This window comes from Pacificimonas sp. ICDLI1SI03 (genome assembly GCF_054740865.1).
In genome coordinates this window covers 2,255,968-2,273,221 of sequence record NZ_JBSQAU010000001.1, presented here as the reverse complement: position 1 = coordinate 2,273,221, position 17,254 = coordinate 2,255,968, and the positions used below count along the sequence as shown (strand labels likewise).

21 protein-coding genes are annotated in these 17,254 nt (G+C 63.3%); 18 read left to right on the top strand and 3 right to left on the bottom strand.

Annotation, left to right across the window (positions count from 1 at the left end; translation table 11 throughout):
• Positions 1-49 precede the first annotated feature (49 nt).
• The 12 genes from ACSMXM_RS11125 to ACSMXM_RS11070 all read left to right on the top strand — a co-directional run bounded on the left by ACSMXM_RS11125 (position 50) and on the right by ACSMXM_RS11070 (position 9,410).
• On the top strand, positions 50-1,450 hold the full coding sequence (locus ACSMXM_RS11125; RefSeq protein WP_460316103.1) for a flagellar hook-length control protein FliK: 1,401 nt from the start codon (positions 50-52) through the stop codon (positions 1,448-1,450).
• 2 nt (positions 1,451-1,452) lie between these two features.
• The gene (locus ACSMXM_RS11120; protein WP_460316102.1) at positions 1,453-1,950 is read left to right on the top strand and encodes a flagellar basal body-associated FliL family protein; all 498 of its coding nucleotides are present in this window, start codon (positions 1,453-1,455) and stop codon (positions 1,948-1,950) included.
• On the top strand, positions 1,947-2,888 hold the full coding sequence (locus ACSMXM_RS11115; protein WP_460316101.1) for a FliM/FliN family flagellar motor switch protein: 942 nt from the start codon (positions 1,947-1,949) through the stop codon (positions 2,886-2,888). Before ACSMXM_RS11120 ends, ACSMXM_RS11115 begins: the two co-directional genes overlap by 4 nt.
• A gap of 15 nt (positions 2,889-2,903) precedes the next feature.
• Positions 2,904-3,254, top strand: a complete 351-nt coding sequence (locus ACSMXM_RS11110; protein ID WP_460316100.1) for a FliM/FliN family flagellar motor switch protein — start codon at positions 2,904-2,906, stop codon at positions 3,252-3,254.
• Positions 3,255-3,262: 8 nt separating this feature from the next.
• Positions 3,263-3,571 (top strand): flagellar biosynthetic protein FliO, encoded by a 309-nt coding sequence (locus ACSMXM_RS11105; RefSeq protein WP_460316099.1) that lies wholly within the window; start codon positions 3,263-3,265, stop codon positions 3,569-3,571.
• A complete protein-coding gene (gene fliP / locus ACSMXM_RS11100; protein ID WP_460316098.1) occupies positions 3,568-4,374 on the top strand; it encodes a flagellar type III secretion system pore protein FliP in 807 nt (268 codons plus the stop codon). Before ACSMXM_RS11105 ends, fliP begins: the two co-directional genes overlap by 4 nt.
• Positions 4,375-4,380: 6 nt before the next feature.
• Positions 4,381-4,647 (top strand): flagellar biosynthetic protein FliQ, encoded by a 267-nt coding sequence (locus ACSMXM_RS11095; protein ID WP_460316097.1) that lies wholly within the window; start codon positions 4,381-4,383, stop codon positions 4,645-4,647.
• Positions 4,644-5,426, top strand: coding sequence for a flagellar biosynthetic protein FliR (gene fliR, locus ACSMXM_RS11090; RefSeq protein ID WP_460316095.1), 783 nt, complete (start codon positions 4,644-4,646; stop codon positions 5,424-5,426). Before ACSMXM_RS11095 ends, fliR begins: the two co-directional genes overlap by 4 nt.
• Positions 5,426-6,556, top strand: a complete 1,131-nt coding sequence (locus ACSMXM_RS11085) for an EscU/YscU/HrcU family type III secretion system export apparatus switch protein (RefSeq protein ID WP_460316093.1) — start codon at positions 5,426-5,428, stop codon at positions 6,554-6,556. Before fliR ends, ACSMXM_RS11085 begins: the two co-directional genes overlap by 1 nt.
• A gap of 125 nt (positions 6,557-6,681) precedes the next feature.
• Positions 6,682-8,691, top strand: coding sequence for a flagellar filament capping protein FliD (gene fliD, locus ACSMXM_RS11080; protein ID WP_460316092.1), 2,010 nt, complete (start codon positions 6,682-6,684; stop codon positions 8,689-8,691).
• A gap of 15 nt (positions 8,692-8,706) precedes the next feature.
• A complete protein-coding gene (gene fliS, locus ACSMXM_RS11075; RefSeq protein ID WP_460316091.1) occupies positions 8,707-9,093 on the top strand; it encodes a flagellar export chaperone FliS in 387 nt (128 codons plus the stop codon).
• Positions 9,090-9,410: a hypothetical protein gene (locus ACSMXM_RS11070; protein ID WP_460316090.1), complete on the top strand. Its 321-nt coding sequence runs from the start codon at positions 9,090-9,092 to the stop codon at positions 9,408-9,410. Before fliS ends, ACSMXM_RS11070 begins: the two co-directional genes overlap by 4 nt.
• Before the next feature lie 39 nt (positions 9,411-9,449).
• On the opposite strand, the gene ACSMXM_RS11065 is transcribed toward ACSMXM_RS11070, so the two are convergent.
• On the bottom strand, positions 9,450-10,604 hold the full coding sequence (locus ACSMXM_RS11065; protein WP_460316089.1) for a sigma-54 interaction domain-containing protein: 1,155 nt from the start codon (positions 10,602-10,604) through the stop codon (positions 9,450-9,452).
• Between the two features lie 258 nt (positions 10,605-10,862).
• Here ACSMXM_RS11065 and ACSMXM_RS11060 point away from each other — a divergent pair, with 258 nt between their 5' ends.
• Genes ACSMXM_RS11060 through ACSMXM_RS11050 form a run of 3 tightly spaced genes read left to right on the top strand, consistent with a single transcriptional unit; the run spans position 10,863 to position 13,477 of the window.
• Positions 10,863-12,317: a cytochrome ubiquinol oxidase subunit I gene (locus tag ACSMXM_RS11060; RefSeq protein ID WP_460316087.1), complete on the top strand. Its 1,455-nt coding sequence runs from the start codon at positions 10,863-10,865 to the stop codon at positions 12,315-12,317.
• A complete protein-coding gene (cydB, locus tag ACSMXM_RS11055) occupies positions 12,314-13,333 on the top strand; it encodes a cytochrome d ubiquinol oxidase subunit II (protein ID WP_460316086.1) in 1,020 nt (339 codons plus the stop codon). Before ACSMXM_RS11060 ends, cydB begins: the two co-directional genes overlap by 4 nt.
• A gap of 33 nt (positions 13,334-13,366) precedes the next feature.
• Positions 13,367-13,477, top strand: coding sequence for a DUF2474 family protein (locus tag ACSMXM_RS11050; protein WP_460316085.1), 111 nt, complete (start codon positions 13,367-13,369; stop codon positions 13,475-13,477).
• Between the two features lie 17 nt (positions 13,478-13,494).
• Here ACSMXM_RS11050 and rlmN read toward each other — a convergent pair whose 3' ends face one another.
• Positions 13,495-14,703, bottom strand: a complete 1,209-nt coding sequence (gene rlmN / locus ACSMXM_RS11045) for a dual-specificity RNA methyltransferase RlmN (protein ID WP_460316084.1) — start codon at positions 14,701-14,703, stop codon at positions 13,495-13,497.
• Between the two features lie 181 nt (positions 14,704-14,884).
• Here rlmN and ACSMXM_RS11040 point away from each other — a divergent pair, with 181 nt between their 5' ends.
• From ACSMXM_RS11040 to ACSMXM_RS11030, 3 genes are all read left to right on the top strand, one after another.
• Positions 14,885-15,481 (top strand): hypothetical protein, encoded by a 597-nt coding sequence (locus ACSMXM_RS11040; RefSeq protein WP_460316083.1) that lies wholly within the window; start codon positions 14,885-14,887, stop codon positions 15,479-15,481.
• Between the two features lie 107 nt (positions 15,482-15,588).
• Entirely contained in the window at positions 15,589-15,885 is a 297-nt protein-coding gene (locus ACSMXM_RS11035; RefSeq protein ID WP_460316082.1) for a metalloregulator ArsR/SmtB family transcription factor, read from the top strand.
• Positions 15,882-16,571 carry an SdpI family protein gene (locus tag ACSMXM_RS11030; RefSeq protein ID WP_460316080.1) on the top strand — a complete coding sequence of 230 codons (690 nt, stop codon included), beginning with the start codon at positions 15,882-15,884 and terminating at the stop codon, positions 16,569-16,571. The genes ACSMXM_RS11035 and ACSMXM_RS11030 overlap by 4 nt, the downstream gene beginning before the upstream one ends.
• Here ACSMXM_RS11030 and ACSMXM_RS11025 read toward each other — a convergent pair.
• Positions 16,565-17,221, bottom strand: coding sequence for a histidine phosphatase family protein (locus tag ACSMXM_RS11025; RefSeq protein WP_460316079.1), 657 nt, complete (start codon positions 17,219-17,221; stop codon positions 16,565-16,567). The genes ACSMXM_RS11030 and ACSMXM_RS11025 overlap by 7 nt on opposite strands.
• Positions 17,222-17,254: the final 33 nt, after the last annotated feature.

Sequence of the window (17,254 nt, the reverse complement as noted above, 5' to 3'; positions counted from 1 at the left end):
CTCTTGCTGATGAAGGGATGACTATCCGATCCCGACAGAAAGCCGTCACATGCTAAGCGTTACCTCTGCCCCCAAGGCACCGGCAAACCCGGCAGCAGGAAGCCCGCAATCACCGGTCGACAGCCTGTTTGCGGGTATCATGGTGCAGATGGGGGAGGCATCGGCAAAGTCTGGTGTCGCCGGTCTGAGTGACGGCGCCAAATTATTGGCGGGCGGCGCAGAGGGGCTGACAGCCGACGGCACGGAAGCCCCCACGCCTGCCGTGGGCGATCCGCAAGCGGCAAAAGATGCGGCGCTTGAGGCAGCCGTCACCATGCCGGGCGCGGAAGATGGCGCGACGGCAGCGCCGGGTGCGGAAGAGGCGCCTGCCCTGCCCCCCTCGACACCCGCAACCACCATTATCGCCGAATCATTGCAGACACCGCCCAACGGCAAGGAGGGGGCGAAGACGCCTGCCACGACCGAAGAGGCAGGCGGAGACGATGACGCCCTGGATGTGACGAGCGGCGACAATATCCTTCCTGCCGGACAAGCGCCGGTAGGGGCAGCGCTTGGCGCAAATGCCGCGTCGCCGTCTACGGACATTACCCCCGAAACTGGACCGGAGAGCGGCATTGCCGCGGCCACGCTGGGTAGCGCGGCAGGTCTGGCGAATGGCACACGCGCACCCGCCACACAGAAACTGCGCTCCTCCGCAGCCGGGCTGGCCGATGACGCGACGCAGCAACCTGCGGCCACGGAGGCGCCCGGAGCCACGGCCGGCGCGCGGCTACAACCCGCTGATGGCGGCGCGCGCGCAATTAATGCGATGGAGGGAGCCCAGGCAGGCATTGACGGTCAACATATGACGGGGGACGATGCCACGCTGTTGTCGGAAGGATCGCTGGCACGAACGGCGAACGCGGCTTTGTCGGCCGACGACCGGCTCTCCCTAATGCCGGCAGCCAATAATGATCGCCCCGCAGGCACAAGCCCCGCCCCCCTGCCAGCCCTGCCCCCGGCAGGCGAAACCGGCATTGCGGCGCGCGATGCCGCCGAAACCGCTTGGGCCGAACAGGCCGCAAAGGGCCTGATGGCGAAGCTGGATGGCGGCGCAACGCAGGCCCGCTTTCGCCTGACGCCGGAGGCACTGGGCACCGTCGATATCAGCGTTTCGTTCGATACCGGCACGCCGAAGGTAAGTTTCGCCGTCGGTAATGATGCAGCGCGTGCGGCAATCGATTCCGCACTGCCGCGCCTGGGCGACATGCTGGAGCGGAACTTGGCGGAAAATGGCGCCGCCAATGCGGAGACGTCATCGCGGCAATCATCTGCACGCCAAGAACAGCAGCCCGACCAACAGCCATCGCACGCGCGGCGGTGGGAGGCGCAGCCGGACGAAGCCGAGCGCCGCATTTCAACCAGCGACAGCAAGAATGAGGAGGGCGGGCGCCTGCGCCTGTTTGCATAAAAATGGCAAAGAACGTCCAGACGGGGCCGGCGGACGACGCCGCAGCAAAGCCGAAATCGAAGATGAAATGGATCCTGCTGCTAACCCCGCTGCTGTTGGTGGTCGGCGGCGGCGGCGCGGCGGGCGCCTATTATTTCCTGCAATCGGACACGGGCGGAAAGCATGAGGAAGCGCCGCCGCCGGTGCCGTTGTCCTATTACAGCATGGAGGATGCGCTGATCAGCAATATCGCTGATTCGCCGCAGCTGGTGCAGGTGAAGATCGCCATGGCGACCGATGCCGGGCCCGAGTTGCTGGACGGTGTCAAAGCGCACGAGACGGCGATCCGCGCCGAACTGCTGACCGAGTTGATGAGCGCAAAGGCCGATGACCTGTCAAGCCGCGCCGGCAAGGCCGCGCTGCGCGCCCAGATGCGCGACGCGGTGAACGCCGAGCTGAAGAAGCGCGTCGGCGAGGACGGCATTACCGAGGTGCTGTTTACCGACATGGTGATCCAGTGAGCGCACAGGTGGAACTGGAAGAAGTCGGAGATGAGGAATCGCAGCAGGATTCCGGGCCGGAGCGCATCGACCTGCTGGCGCATTACGGCACGCTGGCAAGGTCCCGCGATGAAGCCAATTTCGTGTCCATGGGCCAGCGCCTCGGCGTGCGGGTCGCGCAGGCAATGGCACGCTATTGCGGCCATTCGCTGTACCAATCGTCCGCCATCACCGTCCCGGAACAAGCAGCCGCGTCGGCTGACGACATTTATATTGCGCATTTCCAGATCGAGGACACGCGCGACCCGCTGTGCCTGCTGGTGTCGCCCGTCGCGGTCGAACGCGTCATCGCGGCCCTGTTCGGGGCGGATGAAAGCGAAATCCTGGCCGCCACGCCCATTTTGCGGCCTGAGCAGACCCATGTGGACCGCGCCGTCCTGGAACGCGTGGTCACGGAACTGGAAAGTGCGATTGGCAGCCTGATGCGCGACGTCCCGGGAATGGCCCTGGCTGGCCGGACCGGCAAGCTGGTGCAGATGCCGGCGGATTCGCTGGATCCGGGCAGCGGATATGTCGCCATCCACTTGGAGAGCGAGGGCGTGACGACGACGTCGGCAGAGGTCAGTTTTCTGATCCCCCGGCAGGCGGCTGCGCGCCTGGCACGAGGCGTCGCGAGCAGCCGCAGATCCGCGCCGGAGAGGGCGTCCTGGCGCACCCGCCTGCGCGCGGCGGTCATGGATATCGAGCTGGAGGCGCGCGCGCCTATCGCGCATTTCCACATGCCGCTGGCACGCGTCCTGACGCTGAGCGACGGCGAGGAAATCGCCATCGCGCCGACCGGCGCCGCGAACCTGTCGATCGACGGCATTCCGATCGCCGCCGGCGAGCCCGGCGAGCAGCACGGCCAGCGGGCCGTACGCCTGACCAAATTACATACAGCGCCGACGATTTCCGGCTGAACGGGAGAGTGGATGATGAGTGACGTCAAGGAAATGGCGGCGAACGGCGACGCCGGAAAGGCCGGAAACGCGGCGAATGCCGGGGCCGGACGGGAAAGCGCGTTCAGTTCCCGCCTGCTGGAGATGATATCGGTGCGGCTGAGCGTCGAACTGGGCGGAACCAAGATCCGCCTGCGCGACCTGCTGGCACTGGAAGAGAACAGCGTCGTCGAACTGGACAGCGAACTGGATGCGCCGCTGTCTATCTATGCCAATGGCACGCTGCTGGGGCATGGCGAGGTCGTGCGTAGCGGCCAGCGGTTCGGCATTCGCATCACCGAAATCAGCGAAACGCGTGAGCGGATCGCCTCGGTCGACCAGATCTAGGCCCGTTCATGACCGAGTATGTCCTGCGTCTGGTGCTGCTGCTGCCGCTGATCTGCGGCCTGATCGTCGGCGGCCTGTGGCTGACCAAAAGAGTGCAGGAACGCGCCGCCGGCCTGGGCGGCAAGACCCGTACCGTGCGCCTGGAAGAAGTCATGTCGCTGACGCCGACGACGAAGGTCGCGGTGCTGAGCTTTGCCGGTGAACGCATTCTGGTGTCCATCGGCAAGAACGGTGTCACGCGGCTGGCGCGGGCGGGGGCAGACGATAGCGCCCCGCAAGCGGCGAATATCGATATGGACGAGGGCGACGTGATATGAGCGCGTCCCGGATAATGGGCATGGTGGCTGCGATCCTGACGATCGTCCTTCTGGCCCTTCCCCTCGACCCCGCACTGGCACAGGCGGCGGCCCCCGCCGCACCCACGGACGGGTCCGGCCCCGTCGAATTCGCCGCCGACCTGCTGAGCGGCGATGGCGAAGCGGAGCGGGAGCCGCTGTCCTTTTCCCTGCAGGTGCTGATCCTGATGTCGCTGCTGGCGGTGCTGCCGTCGGTATTGCTGATGATGACGGCGTTCACGCGCATCATCATCGTGCTGTCCATCCTGCGCCAGGCGCTGGGCCTGCAACAGACGCCGCCGAACCAGGTGCTGATCGGGCTGTCCATCTTTCTGACCTTCTTCGTCATGGCGCCGGTGTTCACGCAGCTGAACGAGGTTGCGCTGCAGCCCTATTCGGCGGGCGAAGTGGGCCTCGACGTCGGCATCGAACGCGGCGGCGACATCATGCGCGGCTTCATGATCGACCAGACGCGGGAGCGCGACCTGAAGATGTTCGCGGACATGGCGGAGGCGGGCAGCTTTGCCAGCGCCGACGACATTCCCTTTTCCGTGCTGCTGCCGGCGTTCGTCACCAGCGAGCTGAAGACTGCGTTCCAGATCGGATTCCTGATATTCCTGCCGTTTCTGGTGATCGATCTGGTCGTCGCCAGCGTGCTGATGTCGCTGGGCATGATGATGCTGTCGCCGACGCTCATCTCCCTGCCGTTCAAGCTGCTGCTGTTCGTGGCGGTCGACGGTTGGGCGCTGACCATGAGCTCGCTCGCCATGAGCTTTCAGGGGTAATCGCGCATGGCACCGGAACTTGCCGATCTGGCCACCGAAATGCTGTGGGTGCTGCTGTTCGTGATGGCACCCATCATCCTGCCCGCCCTGCTGGTCGGCCTGCTGCTGGGCATGGTGCAGGCGGCGACGTCGATCAACGAGATGACGCTGAGCTTCGTGCCGAAGATCATCGTCGTCGTCATCTGCTTTGCCATATTCGGCGGCGCCATGCTGACGCTGCTGAGCGATTTCACCCTGTCGGTTTTCGAGACCATCCCGCTGCTGTCGCGATGAGCGCGCTGACCGGCACCAATTTCGAGGCGCAGTTCGCGGCGCTGATCTTTGCAATGCTGCGCATCGGTGCGGCATTCATGGTCGCACCGGTATTTTCCGCCGTCGGCCTGCCCCTGATCGTACGCATCGGCCTGTCCGCCGCGATCGGTTTCATCGTTATCGGCAGTGCCGGGGCGACGGCGCCCGCCGATCCGCTGTCCCCCGCCGCGCTGGTCTTTGCCTTTCAGGAGGTCGCGCTGGGGTTGGCCATGGGCCTGATCCTGCAGGTGGCGTTCGCCGCGCCGCTGGTCGCCGGGGATTACATCGCCAACAGCATGGGGCTGGGCTTTGCATCGATGGTGAACCCGCAAATGGGCGTCAACAGCCCGGTCCTCGCACAATTCCTGATGATCTTTACCGTGCTGGTGTTCCTGGGCGTCGACGGCCATCTGATCCTGATCCAGGCGCTGGTCGACAGCTATGTCGTGCTGCCCATCATGGGCGACTGGCTGACCCCGCAGCTGGGCTATGACGTCGCCATGTTCGGGTCGATCATGTTTCGCGCCGGGCTGATGATCGCGCTGCCCGTCGGCTTTGCGCTGTTCGCCATCAACATCGTCATCGGCTTCATGACGCGCAGCGCGCCACAGCTGAATATCTTTGCCATCGGCCTGCCCATCACGCTGCTGAGCGGTACGGCGCTGCTGGCGATCCTGTTTCCCGGCATGGCGTCCATGTTCGAGGATGTCGTGGGTGAGGGACTGGACGCCGTACAGGCGCTGTCGAACGGGCGGCTGTAATGGCGGAACAGGCCGATCGGGACCAGAAAACCGAACAGCCGACGGACAAGAAGCGGCGCGATGCTGCGCGCGAAGGCGACGTTCCCAAATCGCGCGAACTGCTGATCGCGGGCGTGATGCTGGGCGGCACCGCCTATCTGGTGTTCGCATCCTCCATGCTGTTCGACGGTCTGTCGGAAATGCTGACGCACGGCCTGCGGTTCGGAAAGGCCGATATCGACGATTTCGACGTCGCCGAGCGTACATACATGCTGCTGGGCGACATTATCCTGCCGCTGATCGGGCTGCTGGCCGCCACGCTGTTCGCCGCCATCGGCGCGCAGGCGCTGCTGGGCGGCCTGCAATTCAACATGCGTTCTGTCCGGTTCAAGGGGAACCGCCTGAATCCGGGTGCGGGCCTGAAGCGCATGGTGTCCATGAATTCCCTGATCGAATTGGCGAAATCGCTGTTGAAGGTCGTCCTGATCGGCAGCATCGGCACGGCAACGCTGTGGCTGGGCATCGATCATTTGCTGGCGCTGGGCAGCGGCACGCTGACCTCCTCCATCGCTGAGGCGGGATCGATCCTGGCGATGCTGCTGTTCGCGCTGGTCGGCGCCCTGATCATCGTGGCCGCCGTCGACGTCCCCGTGCAGCTGCTGCAGCGCGTCAAGAAACTGCGCATGACCAAGCAGGAAGTTAAGGACGAGATGAAGCAGAGCGAGGGATCGCCCGAGGTCCGCGCCGCCATCCGCCGCCGCCAGCGCGAAGCCATCAAGCGCGATGTGCGCCAGGGGGTCGAGGTCGCCAATGTCGTGCTGACCAACCCGACGCATTTCGCCGTCGCGCTGCGCTATGACACAAAGCGCGATGCCGCGCCCGTCGTCGTCGCCATGGGCAAGGGCGAGGTCGCCGCAGTCATCCGTGAATTGGCCGACCAGTTCGACAAGCCGATCCTGTCCTATCCGCAGCTGACCCGCGCGCTCTATTTCACCAGCAAGGTAGGCATGGAGGTCCGCAGCGATCTTTATATTGCCGTCGCAACCATCCTGGCCTTCATATTCGACCTGAACCGCGACGTGACGCGGCCACGTCCCGACATCATGGTGCCCACGGACTATCGCTTCGACGAGGAAGGACGCGTGGCATGAACGCCGCCCCGCCGCTGAATTCAGCCCCGCAGACGCCCTTAATCTGGTCCGTTGCCGGTCGTCATATTTCACAAGCCCCGGGGGCCGCGTTCGCGCGCCGCCGCCCACAGATTGGATAATCGGTCATGGACGGAATTTTGGCGGCGCTCGGCGCGGGTTCGGGTCTGCAGACCAGCGATATCATTGCGGGCCTGCTGGCGGCGGAACGCGAGCCGAAGGTGGAGCGCATCGAGGCGCAGCGCGAGAGTATCGACGCGCAGGTATCGGCGCTGGGCCAGGTGCGATCCGCGCTGTCCGCCTTTTCATCGGCGCTTTCCGATCTGAAAAATAGCGGCGTTCTGGGCGTGCAGCCGCAGCTGAGCCGTACCGATCTGGCCACGGCCACCGTCACCTCGCGCAGCGCAAGGCCGCAGAATCTGTCCTTCAGCGTCGAGGCGCTTGCCAGCAGTCAGACGCTGGCCAGTTCCGGCTTTGCGGCGGCCGAGGCAGGCGCGCTGGGGACCGGTACAGTGACGCTGAACTTTGGCACCCTGACGCAGGACGCGGCGGGGCAGCCCAGTGCGTTCGCGCCGGGCACGCCCGCCCGCACCCTGACCATCGACATCGCCCAGGGGGAAGACAATCTTGCCACCATCGCCGCCAAGATCAACGAGGCGGATGCGGGCGTGTCCGCTTCGGTCATCAATGACGGCAGCGCCGAGCGGCTGATCGTCAAGGGTGCCGACGGCGCCGAAAATGCATTTACCATCGACGTCGCCACCGCCGCGGGCAACCCGCTGGAACGGCTGGCCTTCGGCGTCGGCACGGCGACGGGGATGACCGCCACGAAGAGCGCCACCAATGCCGAATTGCTGGTCGAGGGCGTCGCGGTCAGTCGGCCCGGCAATCGCATATCCGACCTGATCGAGGGCACCACGCTGACCCTGACGAAGGCGGAGCCAGGCGCGATCGTCAATTATGCCGCCAGCTATGATGAGGCCGAACTGGCGACGGCGATGCAGAATTTCACCGCCGCCTATAATGAAATGAACAGCCTGATGGGCGAATTTTCGGCGCGCGCGGCCGACGGCGAAGAGGCAGGCCCGCTGAACGGTTCGCGTGCGCTGAGAGAGTTGCAGGCAGAATTGCGCAGCCTGACCACCGACATTCTGGCGCCAGGCGACGGCGTCAGCCGCCTTTCCGATATCGGCATCAGGATCAGCCGGGATGGATCGCTGCTGGTGGATTCGGCCAAGCTGGAAAGCGCCGTACGCAGCGCGCCGGACCTGATCGCCAGCATGTTTCATGATAATCAAGCGGCCGGCGCGGACGGGATCACCCTGCAGGGGACGATCTCGGGCGCGGAACCCGGGACGTACAGCTTCACCAACATTGTCGCGGGCAGCGCTGGAGTGCTGTCGGGGCAGGATGCGTCCAGCGCCTTTTCCACGCCGCTGGTCATCGACGCCGCCAACCGCGAATTCCGCGTCAGCGTCGATGGTCGAGGGTCGCTGACCATTCCCCTGGTGGAGGGAAGCTACACCGATGGCAATGGTTTTGCCGCGATGATGACCGAGGCAATTCGCGGCGATGCCCTGCTGGGCACCTTCAATGCAGGTGCCACTGTCAGCTGGGACGGGGCGGCATTTTCAATCCGATCGTCGTCCGCGGGTTCAAAAAGTGCGGTGTCCATTCTGGAAATGGATGCAACCCTGTCGCAGCGTCTTGGCCTCGATACCGCCGTCGCACAGGCAGGGACCGACGCGACGGGCCAGATCAACGGCGTTTCCGTCACCGGGACGGGCAATAATTTGACGATCCCCGCGGGCAGCCCCGGTGCCGGCATGCGATTCACGGTTACGAAGAACGTCGCGACAGCCAATGTTCAGGTGTCGCACGGTATCGACACCCGGCTGGCAAAGATCGCGGCGGAGCTGTCCGATTCGGACAGCCCCTTTGGCAGCAATATCAGCCGCCTTTCCCGGCAGCGCGCGGATCTCGACAAGGAGGAGACCGCGCTGACAGCGCGTCTCGTCACCTATGAGGACCGCCTGCGCGCTCAGTTCGGCGCGATGGAAGCCGCCGTCGCCGGGTTCAAGGCGACACAGGATTTCCTCGACCAGCAAATCGACCTCTGGTCGAATTCAGATTCGTGATTGGGAGTATTCCAAATGATTCAGACTTCACGCCGCAACGCCGCCCAATATGCGAATAATGGTATCGAAACCGCCGTCGTAGGCGCCAGCCCGGCACAGCTGGTCAAGCTGATGTTCGACGAGCTGCGCTCCACACTGGGCACGCTGCAACATTGCACGACACCGGAACGACGTGAGATGCGAAGCCGCCTGACCAGTCGCGCCGTATCTATTCTATACGCGCTGCTATCCTCGCTCGACATGGAGCAGGGCGGCAAGATCGCGGAAGATTTGAGTGCGATTTACGATTATTGCATCCGCAAACTGCAGTCTTCCGTAACAGCCGGCGATCCGAACGCGCTGACCGAGGTCAATGCGATCATCGACGAGATCGCCAGCGCGTGGACGGAGATAATGCCATGAAAGACAGTATAGCGCGCGCTTTATCCGACCTCGGCCTGATCGCCGAGCAGCAGCTGGAGCTGACCTCCAAAGGGGATATTGAGAGCGCGCTACTGTGCCAGCACCTGTTCCACAGAGAGCTGGATTCCATCATGGAGAGGCTGCAGCCAGACGATTATGCCGATGCGATACCGCAGCTGGAAAGAATGCAGAATATCTTCAAGAGCGCGCACCAGACCGCAGAGGATATCCTGCGACTGCGCAAGAAGAGCGCCGGTGTGTCACAGCGGCAACGGCGGCGCGAGGACAGCTATACGCGCGCATCCAGCATGGAGTGAGCCTTTCGTTTCCGGCGCACGTGACGCCGGACAATGATGTCATGCAACGTCACGCTGTATATTGTATTTACGTATCTTTTCCGAAAGCGTCGTGCGCTGCAGGCCCAGCAGTCGGGCCGCATCGGCGATGGTGTGATGCGTTTTGGAAAGCGCCGATTCGATGAACTTCATTTCGATATCCTCAAGGATTTCCTTGAGGTTGACGTTCCCGCGCGCGATCTGATCACAGGGGCTGTCATGGCCGGTCGTATCCTTTGCGGGGACCGGTGTGGACACAGGCGCGGGTACATCTGCGGGTGACTTTACCGAAGCCATGACGGGGGGACGGGCCACCGGGGGATGCCCGCTGGCTTGCGGGCGCGGCAGCGGCGAAACCTGGTCGCCCGCTGCGATCTGTTCGCGCATACGCCCCAACGACAATAGAAAGTCGGTCCCGGCAGCATCGACCTGCTTGCCGCGATAGAGTACCGACGCGCGCTCCGCCCAGTTTTTCAGCTCACGCACATTGCCCGGCCAGTCATAATCGGTCAGCCGTTCAATAGCGTCCGACGTCAGCGTGAAGGCCGGCGCGTCGTGGCCAAAGTGACGGGCGAAATGTTCCGCAAGTTCGGCCACATCCTCCCTGCGCTGATTGAGGGGCGGCAGGTGGATCGGGAAAATGTTCAGGCGATAATAGAGATCCTCGCGGAATTCGCCGTCGGCGATCCGGCCGGGAAGATCACGGTGCGTTGCCGTGACCACGCGGGTGTTGAACGCGCGGGTACGGTTGTCGCCGATTCGCTCGAACACGCGCTCTTCCAGAACGCGCAGCAATTTCACCTGCATGTCGAGCGGCATGTCGCCGATTTCGTCCAGGAACAGCGTTCCGCCGTCCGCCGCCTCGAATCGGCCCAGCCGCGCCGCAGTTGCGCCGGTGAACGCTCCCTTTTCGTGGCCGAACAGCTCGCTTTCGATAAGCTCGCGGGGAATGGCACCGCAGTTGATCGAGACGACCGGCGCCTTTGCACGGGGGGATTGCCGGTGCAGCAGCTTCGCCACCACCTCCTTGCCCGAACCGGACGGGCCGGTGATCAGGCAGGTCGCGTCCGATGCCGCAACCTCGCGAACGAAATAGCGGACGGCCTGAATTGCCGCGCTGGACCCCAGCAATTCGTGCGATGCCGCTATGGCGCCGTTAGATAATGACCTGCCCATTGAGGACCCCCGTCTGAGATGTGCCCCTGCATCCAGCGAAGCCCCAACCAACGGGCCATCACAACGCAGCATTCCGATGATTCTGCACATAAGGCCAATTCTTAACGAAACTCTAAAGACTGATGCAGGTTTACTAGTTAAACATCTGTCCAAATTGGATTTGGTATCTTTTCCCTGCGCGGTTTTGACGCCGGGTGTGCAGTGCGCGATTCTATATGTTAAGGCCGGGAGACGGGAAACAGCGCGGGAGTTCCGCAAATGTTCGACGCCTTCGACGCGCTGATTCTCGCGCGCATCCAGTTCGCCTTCACGGTCAGCTTTCATTTCATATTTCCGGCCTTCTCCATCGGCCTCGCCTCCTATCTGGCAGTGCTGGAGGGGCTGTGGCTGAAAACCGGCAACAGCGTCTATCTCGCCCTCTATAAATACTGGTTGAAGATATTCGCCATCGCCTTTGCGATGGGCGTCGTGTCGGGCATCACCATGTCCTACCAATTCGGCACCAATTGGTCGGTATTTTCCGATCGGACCGGGCCGATTCTGGGGCCGCTAATGGCCTATGAAGTGCTGACCGCCTTTTTTCTGGAGGCAGGATTTCTGGGCGTGATGCTGTTCGGCATGAATCGCGTCGGCCCGAAACTGCATTTCGCCGCCACCGCAATGGTCGCGGTGGGCACCTTCATCAGCGCCTTCTGGATCCTGAGCGTCAACAGCTGGATGCACACGCCGGTGGGATTCGCGCTGAACGAGGTGGGCCAATATGTCCCCGCCGCGCCGTGGATCGACATCATTTTCAACCCCAGCTTTCCCTATCGATTGGTCCACACGGTCATCGCCGCCTATCTGACCACGGCGCTGGTGGTAGGCGCGGTGGGTGCCTGGCACCTGCTGAAGGAGCGCGCGAACCCCCATGCGCGCAAGATGTTTTCAATGGCCATGTGGATGGCCGCCCTGGTTGCGCCCGTGCAGATATTCGCCGGCGACATGCACGGCCTAAACACGCTGGAACATCAGCCGCAGAAGGTGATGGCGATGGAGGGTCATTATGACAGCCATCCGGACGGCGCGCCGCTGATCCTGTTCGGCATCCCCAACGCCGAAGAGAAACGAATCGATTATGCCGTCGAGATCCCGAAACTGTCCTCGCTGATCCTGAAGCACGACCTGGATGCGCCGCTGGCAGGTCTCGATACCATCGCCGACGACCGGGAACCGCCGGTCAGTATCGTCTTCTGGTCGTTCCGAATCATGGTCGCCCTCGGCTTTGCCATGCTGGGCCTGGGCCTGTGGAGCCTGTTCGCACGCTATCGAAGCCGTCTGTACGACTGGCCGTGGCTGCACAGGGCGGCCATTGTCATGGGGCCGTCGGGTTTCATCGCCGTGCTGGCCGGCTGGGTAACGACGGAGGTGGGGCGGCAACCCTTTACCGTCTATAATCAGTTACTGACGGCGGACAGCGTATCGCCGCTGGGCGCGCCGGCGGTGGGCGCCTCTCTCCTGGCCTTCGTGATCGTCTATTTCGCCGTATTCGGCGTTGGCGTCTGGTACATATTGCGGCTGGTCGGCAAGATCCCCCAGATCAGCGAGGACGAGCCCGCGCGCGCGCCAATCCGTTCGTCCGGGATCACACCCGGCCCCGCAGAGGGCAAGGGCGGCAGCGGCAATATGAACACCGACCCCGACAATGGCCCCGAAGTGGCACCCGCGAAATGAACTGGCTGGCAACATCCGTACCGCTGACCGAGGTTTGGGCATTCATCATCGCGGGCGCCGTCTTCGCCTATGTGGTGATGGACGGATTCGACCTGGGCATCGGCATCCTGTTTCCCGTCTTTGACGTGGGCAAAGAGCGGGACCAGGCCATGAATGCCATCGCGCCGGTGTGGGACGGCAATGAGACCTGGCTGGTGCTGGGCGGCGGCGGGCTGTTTGCCGCCTTCCCCCTGGCATATGCCATCATCCTGCCGGCGCTGTATCCGCCCATTATCGCCATGCTGCTGGGACTCGTCTTTCGCGGTGTCGCGTTCGAGTTTCGTTGGCGCGACCCCGGTCATCGCGCCCTGTGGGACGCGGCGTTTACCGCCGGATCGTTCGTCGCCGCACTGGCGCAGGGCATCATTCTGGGCGCGCTGCTGGAGGGGATCGCCGTCGAGGGCCGCGCCTATGCCGGCGGATGGTGGGACTGGCTGAGCCCGTTCAGCCTGCTGACCGGGGCCAGCGTTGTCGCGGGCTATGCCCTGCTGGGCGCGACATTCCTGATCTACAAGGTGGAGGGCCGCGCCAACGACCATGCCCGCCGCCTGGCCTGGCGCTGTTTCTGGCTGACCGGACTGGCCATTCTGGCGGTCAGCATCGGGACGCTGTTCCTGTCGGGCCGCTATATCGAGAAATGGCTGTCGACTCCGGGCCTGTTCTTTACCGCGCAGGTGCCGCTGCTGGTGGCCATCCTGGCCTACGCATTCATCCGGACGATGCAGAAGGGGCGCGAGCTTGCCCCCTTCCTGATTTGCCTCGCCCTGTTCTTCGTCACCTTTGCGGGACTGGGGATCAGCATGTGGCCGGACATCATTCCGGGCGAGGTGAGCATCGTCGACGCCGCCGCCCCGGCAAAGAGCCAGGCATTCATGCTGTTCGGCGCGGCCATCATGATGCCGATCATCATCGCCTATACCGCCTATGCCTATTGGGTGTTCCGCGGAAAGGTTGGCCATGACGGCTATCATGACTGAGTTCTGTGGCGTTCTGCGGAGCGGCGGATCATCATGAACAAGCCGCTATGGCAGCGCCTGTTGTGGATGGCGGCGATCTGGGCGGCGAGCGTCGCGGCGCTGGGCCTTGTCGCGCTGCTGATCCGGACCTGGCTGAACGGCTAGGCGCGGAGAGAGGCGCCTCAGGCGGCGCTTTCCAGAGCAGCCTCTCGATCGCGCTCGGCCCGGCTTTTCTTTTCGCTGGCCGTTTTCAGCTGGCCGCAGGCGGCCATGATGTCCTGGCCCCGTGGCGTGCGGACGGGGGCGCTGATGCCGGCGTCGAAGACGATCTTTGAGAAGGATTTGATGCGCGCCGGATCGCTGCATTCATAGGCGCTGCCCGGCCAGGGGTTGAAGGGGATCAGATTCACCTTTGCCGGCAGGTCGTGCATTTTCAGCAGGCGCACGAGGGTGCGGGCATCCTCGTCCGAATCATTGATACCCTTCAGCATGACATATTCGAACGTTATGCGGCGCGCATTGGACGCGCCGGGATAGGCGGCGCAGGCGGCGAGCAACTGCTCTATGCCGTATTTGCGGTTGAGGGGCACGATCTCGTCGCGCGTTTCCTTGTTCACGGCATGCAGCGACACGGCCAGATTGACGCCGAGTTCCGCGCCGCAGCGCGCCATCATCGGCACGACGCCAGAGGTAGAAAGCGTTATGCGGCGTTTCGACAGCGCCAGCCCCGCCTCGTCCATCACGACGCCCAGCGCGCCGGCGACATTGTCGAAATTGTACAGCGGTTCGCCCATGCCCATCATGACGATATTGGTCAGCATGCGCGCCTCGCCGGTCAGATCCTCGCCCGGTTTTGGCCATTCGCCAAGCGCATCGCGGGCCAGCATGATCTGTCCGGTGATCTCTCCCGACGTCAGATTGCGGACCAGCTTCATTGTGCCGGTATGGCAAAAGGTGCAGTTCAGCGTGCAGCCGACCTGGCTGGAGACGCACAGCGTGCCGCGATCCGCGTCCGGGATAAACACCATTTCGAATTCATGGCCGTCATCGGTCCTCAGCAGCCATTTGCGGGTGCCGTCGGTTGAAACCAAAGCCTCCGTCACGTCGGGTCGGCCGATGACGAAACGCGATTCCAGAAGCGCGCGATCGCCCTTGGCAATATCGGTCATGGCGGCAAAATCCGTCAGGCCGCGATGATAGATCCAGTGCCACAATTGCTTCGTCCGCAGCCGGACCTGTTTCTCGGCAAAGCCAACATCAGCCAGGGCCGCCGACAATTGCACCCTGTCGAGGCCGACAAGATCGATACGTCCGTCGGCGCGCGGCGTGGCCGCACGGGGGACGGGGACGGCGCTATGGGCGCCCGGAATGGTCATCGCGGCGGTCGGCATGCCGCCTATCTAGGGAGCGGGGGCCGCTTTGTCAGCAGGCGCAGCCAGCGGCGTTGCGCGGATACAACAGATGGGAAAATTAGCGCGCTGCCCGATTGGAAGCGCAAACCGCCTCACCATCTTTCGGCTGGCGCTGCCCCCCCATTCGCGCGGCGCCGCAGCAATAGAAAGTTGGAATCCTATGTTCAGAACTGCTTTTCTCGCCCTTGCCACAGCAGCTGTCCTGCCCGCCGCAGCGATGGCGCAGGATATCGGCCAGGCAATCCCCTATGTCGGCATTTCAGGCGGCTATCATCAGCTGGAGGAAATCGACGCCTCATTCCTGGGCGGCAATAACGATATTTCCATCGATGGCTTCATCTTCGGCGGATATGCCGGCGTTCACCTGCCCGTCGGCGAGAGCCTGATCGTCGGCGGCGAAGGCAATTTCAACTTCGGCACCGGCGATATCGACAATGAATATGGCCTGACGGCGCATGTCGGCACGATGATCGGCCAGAATTCGATGATGTTCGTGCGGGGCGGCTATCAGTGGGTGGACCTCGATTTCGATGGTCTGGCCGAAAAGACCGCCGACGGTTTCAACTTTCAGGGCCAGGACCGTCAGGACTTCATCAACGCGTTCAACAATTCCGCCGGTGACGACACGGCCGGCGACTATCTGGTCGGCGTCGGCGGCGAATTCGGCCTGGGTCAGTCGACGGCATTTCGCATAACTGTCGACACGATCAGCTTTGACACCGTGCGTGTCGGCGGCGGAATGACCTTCCGCTTCTAGCAAATTGAAAGCGAAGAGGGCTGCGCCTCCTTTCGGGGGTTCAGCCCTCTTTTTTTGGGTTTTAATTTAGCGTTGACGCTAATTAGCGATTTAGGTAATAAGAATCTGTGAACGACGTCCTGAAAGCCCTTTCGCATTCCACCCGCCGCGCGGTGCTGTCCCGCCTGCGCAAGGGGGATGCAACTGCGGGAGAGCTTGCCGCTCTGTTCGACGTGTCGAAGCCGACAATGTCGCGGCATTTTCAGGTCTTGAAGGATGCAGACCTGATCGCGGCGGAGCGGCGCGGGACCGAAATCGTCTACAGTTTCAACGCCAGCGTCGGCGATGAACTGCTGGGCGCCCTGATGGCACTGCTGGGGACGAAGGAACGAACATCGGCATCGACGAGCGAGGAACAAGCATGACCCGGAACGCTGACCTGAAAGAAACGATGATCCAGGACTGGGCCAAATGGACGGCGGGCATCGCCACCGCGCTGATGTTGCTGGCGTCCGCAATTTCCTGGTTCCTCGTTCCGGGCAATCTCAGGGTGCCGATGCACTATAACGCGGCCGGACAGGTCGATCGCTATGGGTCTAAACTCGAGGCGCTCCTCGTCCAGCCTGCCATCGCCCTAGCCATCATAGGATTTCTGTTGCTGCTTTCGCGGGTAGAGCCACGGCGGGGAAATCTGCTGCAGAGCACCAAGGCGCTGAGCTGGACGCTGGCCGGAACGGTCCTTCTGCTGGCTGTACTTCATGCCACCATCTTGCTGGGCATTTACGGCGTCGATGTTCCGATACTGCTGCTGGTCAATCTGGGGGTCGGCGCGCTGCTGATCGTGGTGGGCAATTTCCTGCCCAAGACACGCAGCAACTTCGCCCTGGGCGTCCGCACGCGGTGGACGCTGAGCAGTGATTATAGCTGGCGGCTTACCCATTTATGGGCGGGACGCGGCTTCGTGCTGATCGGCGTGGCCATACTTATCACCACCCTTCTTGCGCCTGCGATCAGCCTTTATGTGATCCTCGGCGGCACGATCCTGCTGGGCCTGGCCATAACCGTCGCATCGTGGATCTGGTGGCGGGACGATCCCGCCCGCGCTCAATAACCCTCTGGACGGGAATTGTCCCTCTGCGGCGTATCCAGCAGCAGGGGCAGCGCCGTTTCCTTACCGCCCTCTATGCGGAACACGGTGCCCTGCGGCGCATCGGCGGCGATCGGCACACAGCCGGGTTCAATCGGTTCTCCCCCGACCAGCGCGCCGCGCAGGACACGCGATGTCATGCCGTGCGAAATGATGAGCGCTGGCCGTTGTGGGTCAAGCTCTGCCAGCCAATTGTCCAGCCGCGCCCGGATATCGGGGTACCATTCGCCCTGTGGCGGACGCACGCAGAACAGGCGCCGGCCCGCATCGACGATGGGAACGCCCCCCTCTGCCACGATGTCGTGATAGGCGCGCCCCTCCCACAGGCCGACGTCGATTTCGAGCAGGCGTTCGTCCTGCCGAATGTCGAAATAGTCCAGGCCCAGATGTTCGGCGACGATGCTGGCGGTTTGCAGCGTGCGCCCGGATCGCGACGCCCACAGGTCGATATCCGGCCGGGCGCCCAGCGCCTGTAACAGCACCTGCCCCATCGCCTCTGCCTGCGCGATTCCGCGCCGGGTTAGCGGCGTATGGGCCATGTGGCCCTGCATTCGCGCCCCGGCGTTGAAGACGGTTTCGGCGTGGCGGGCGAGATAAAGCGTGGAATAGTTCATAATTTGCCCCGCTAGCCGCCTTCACGCCGTGCC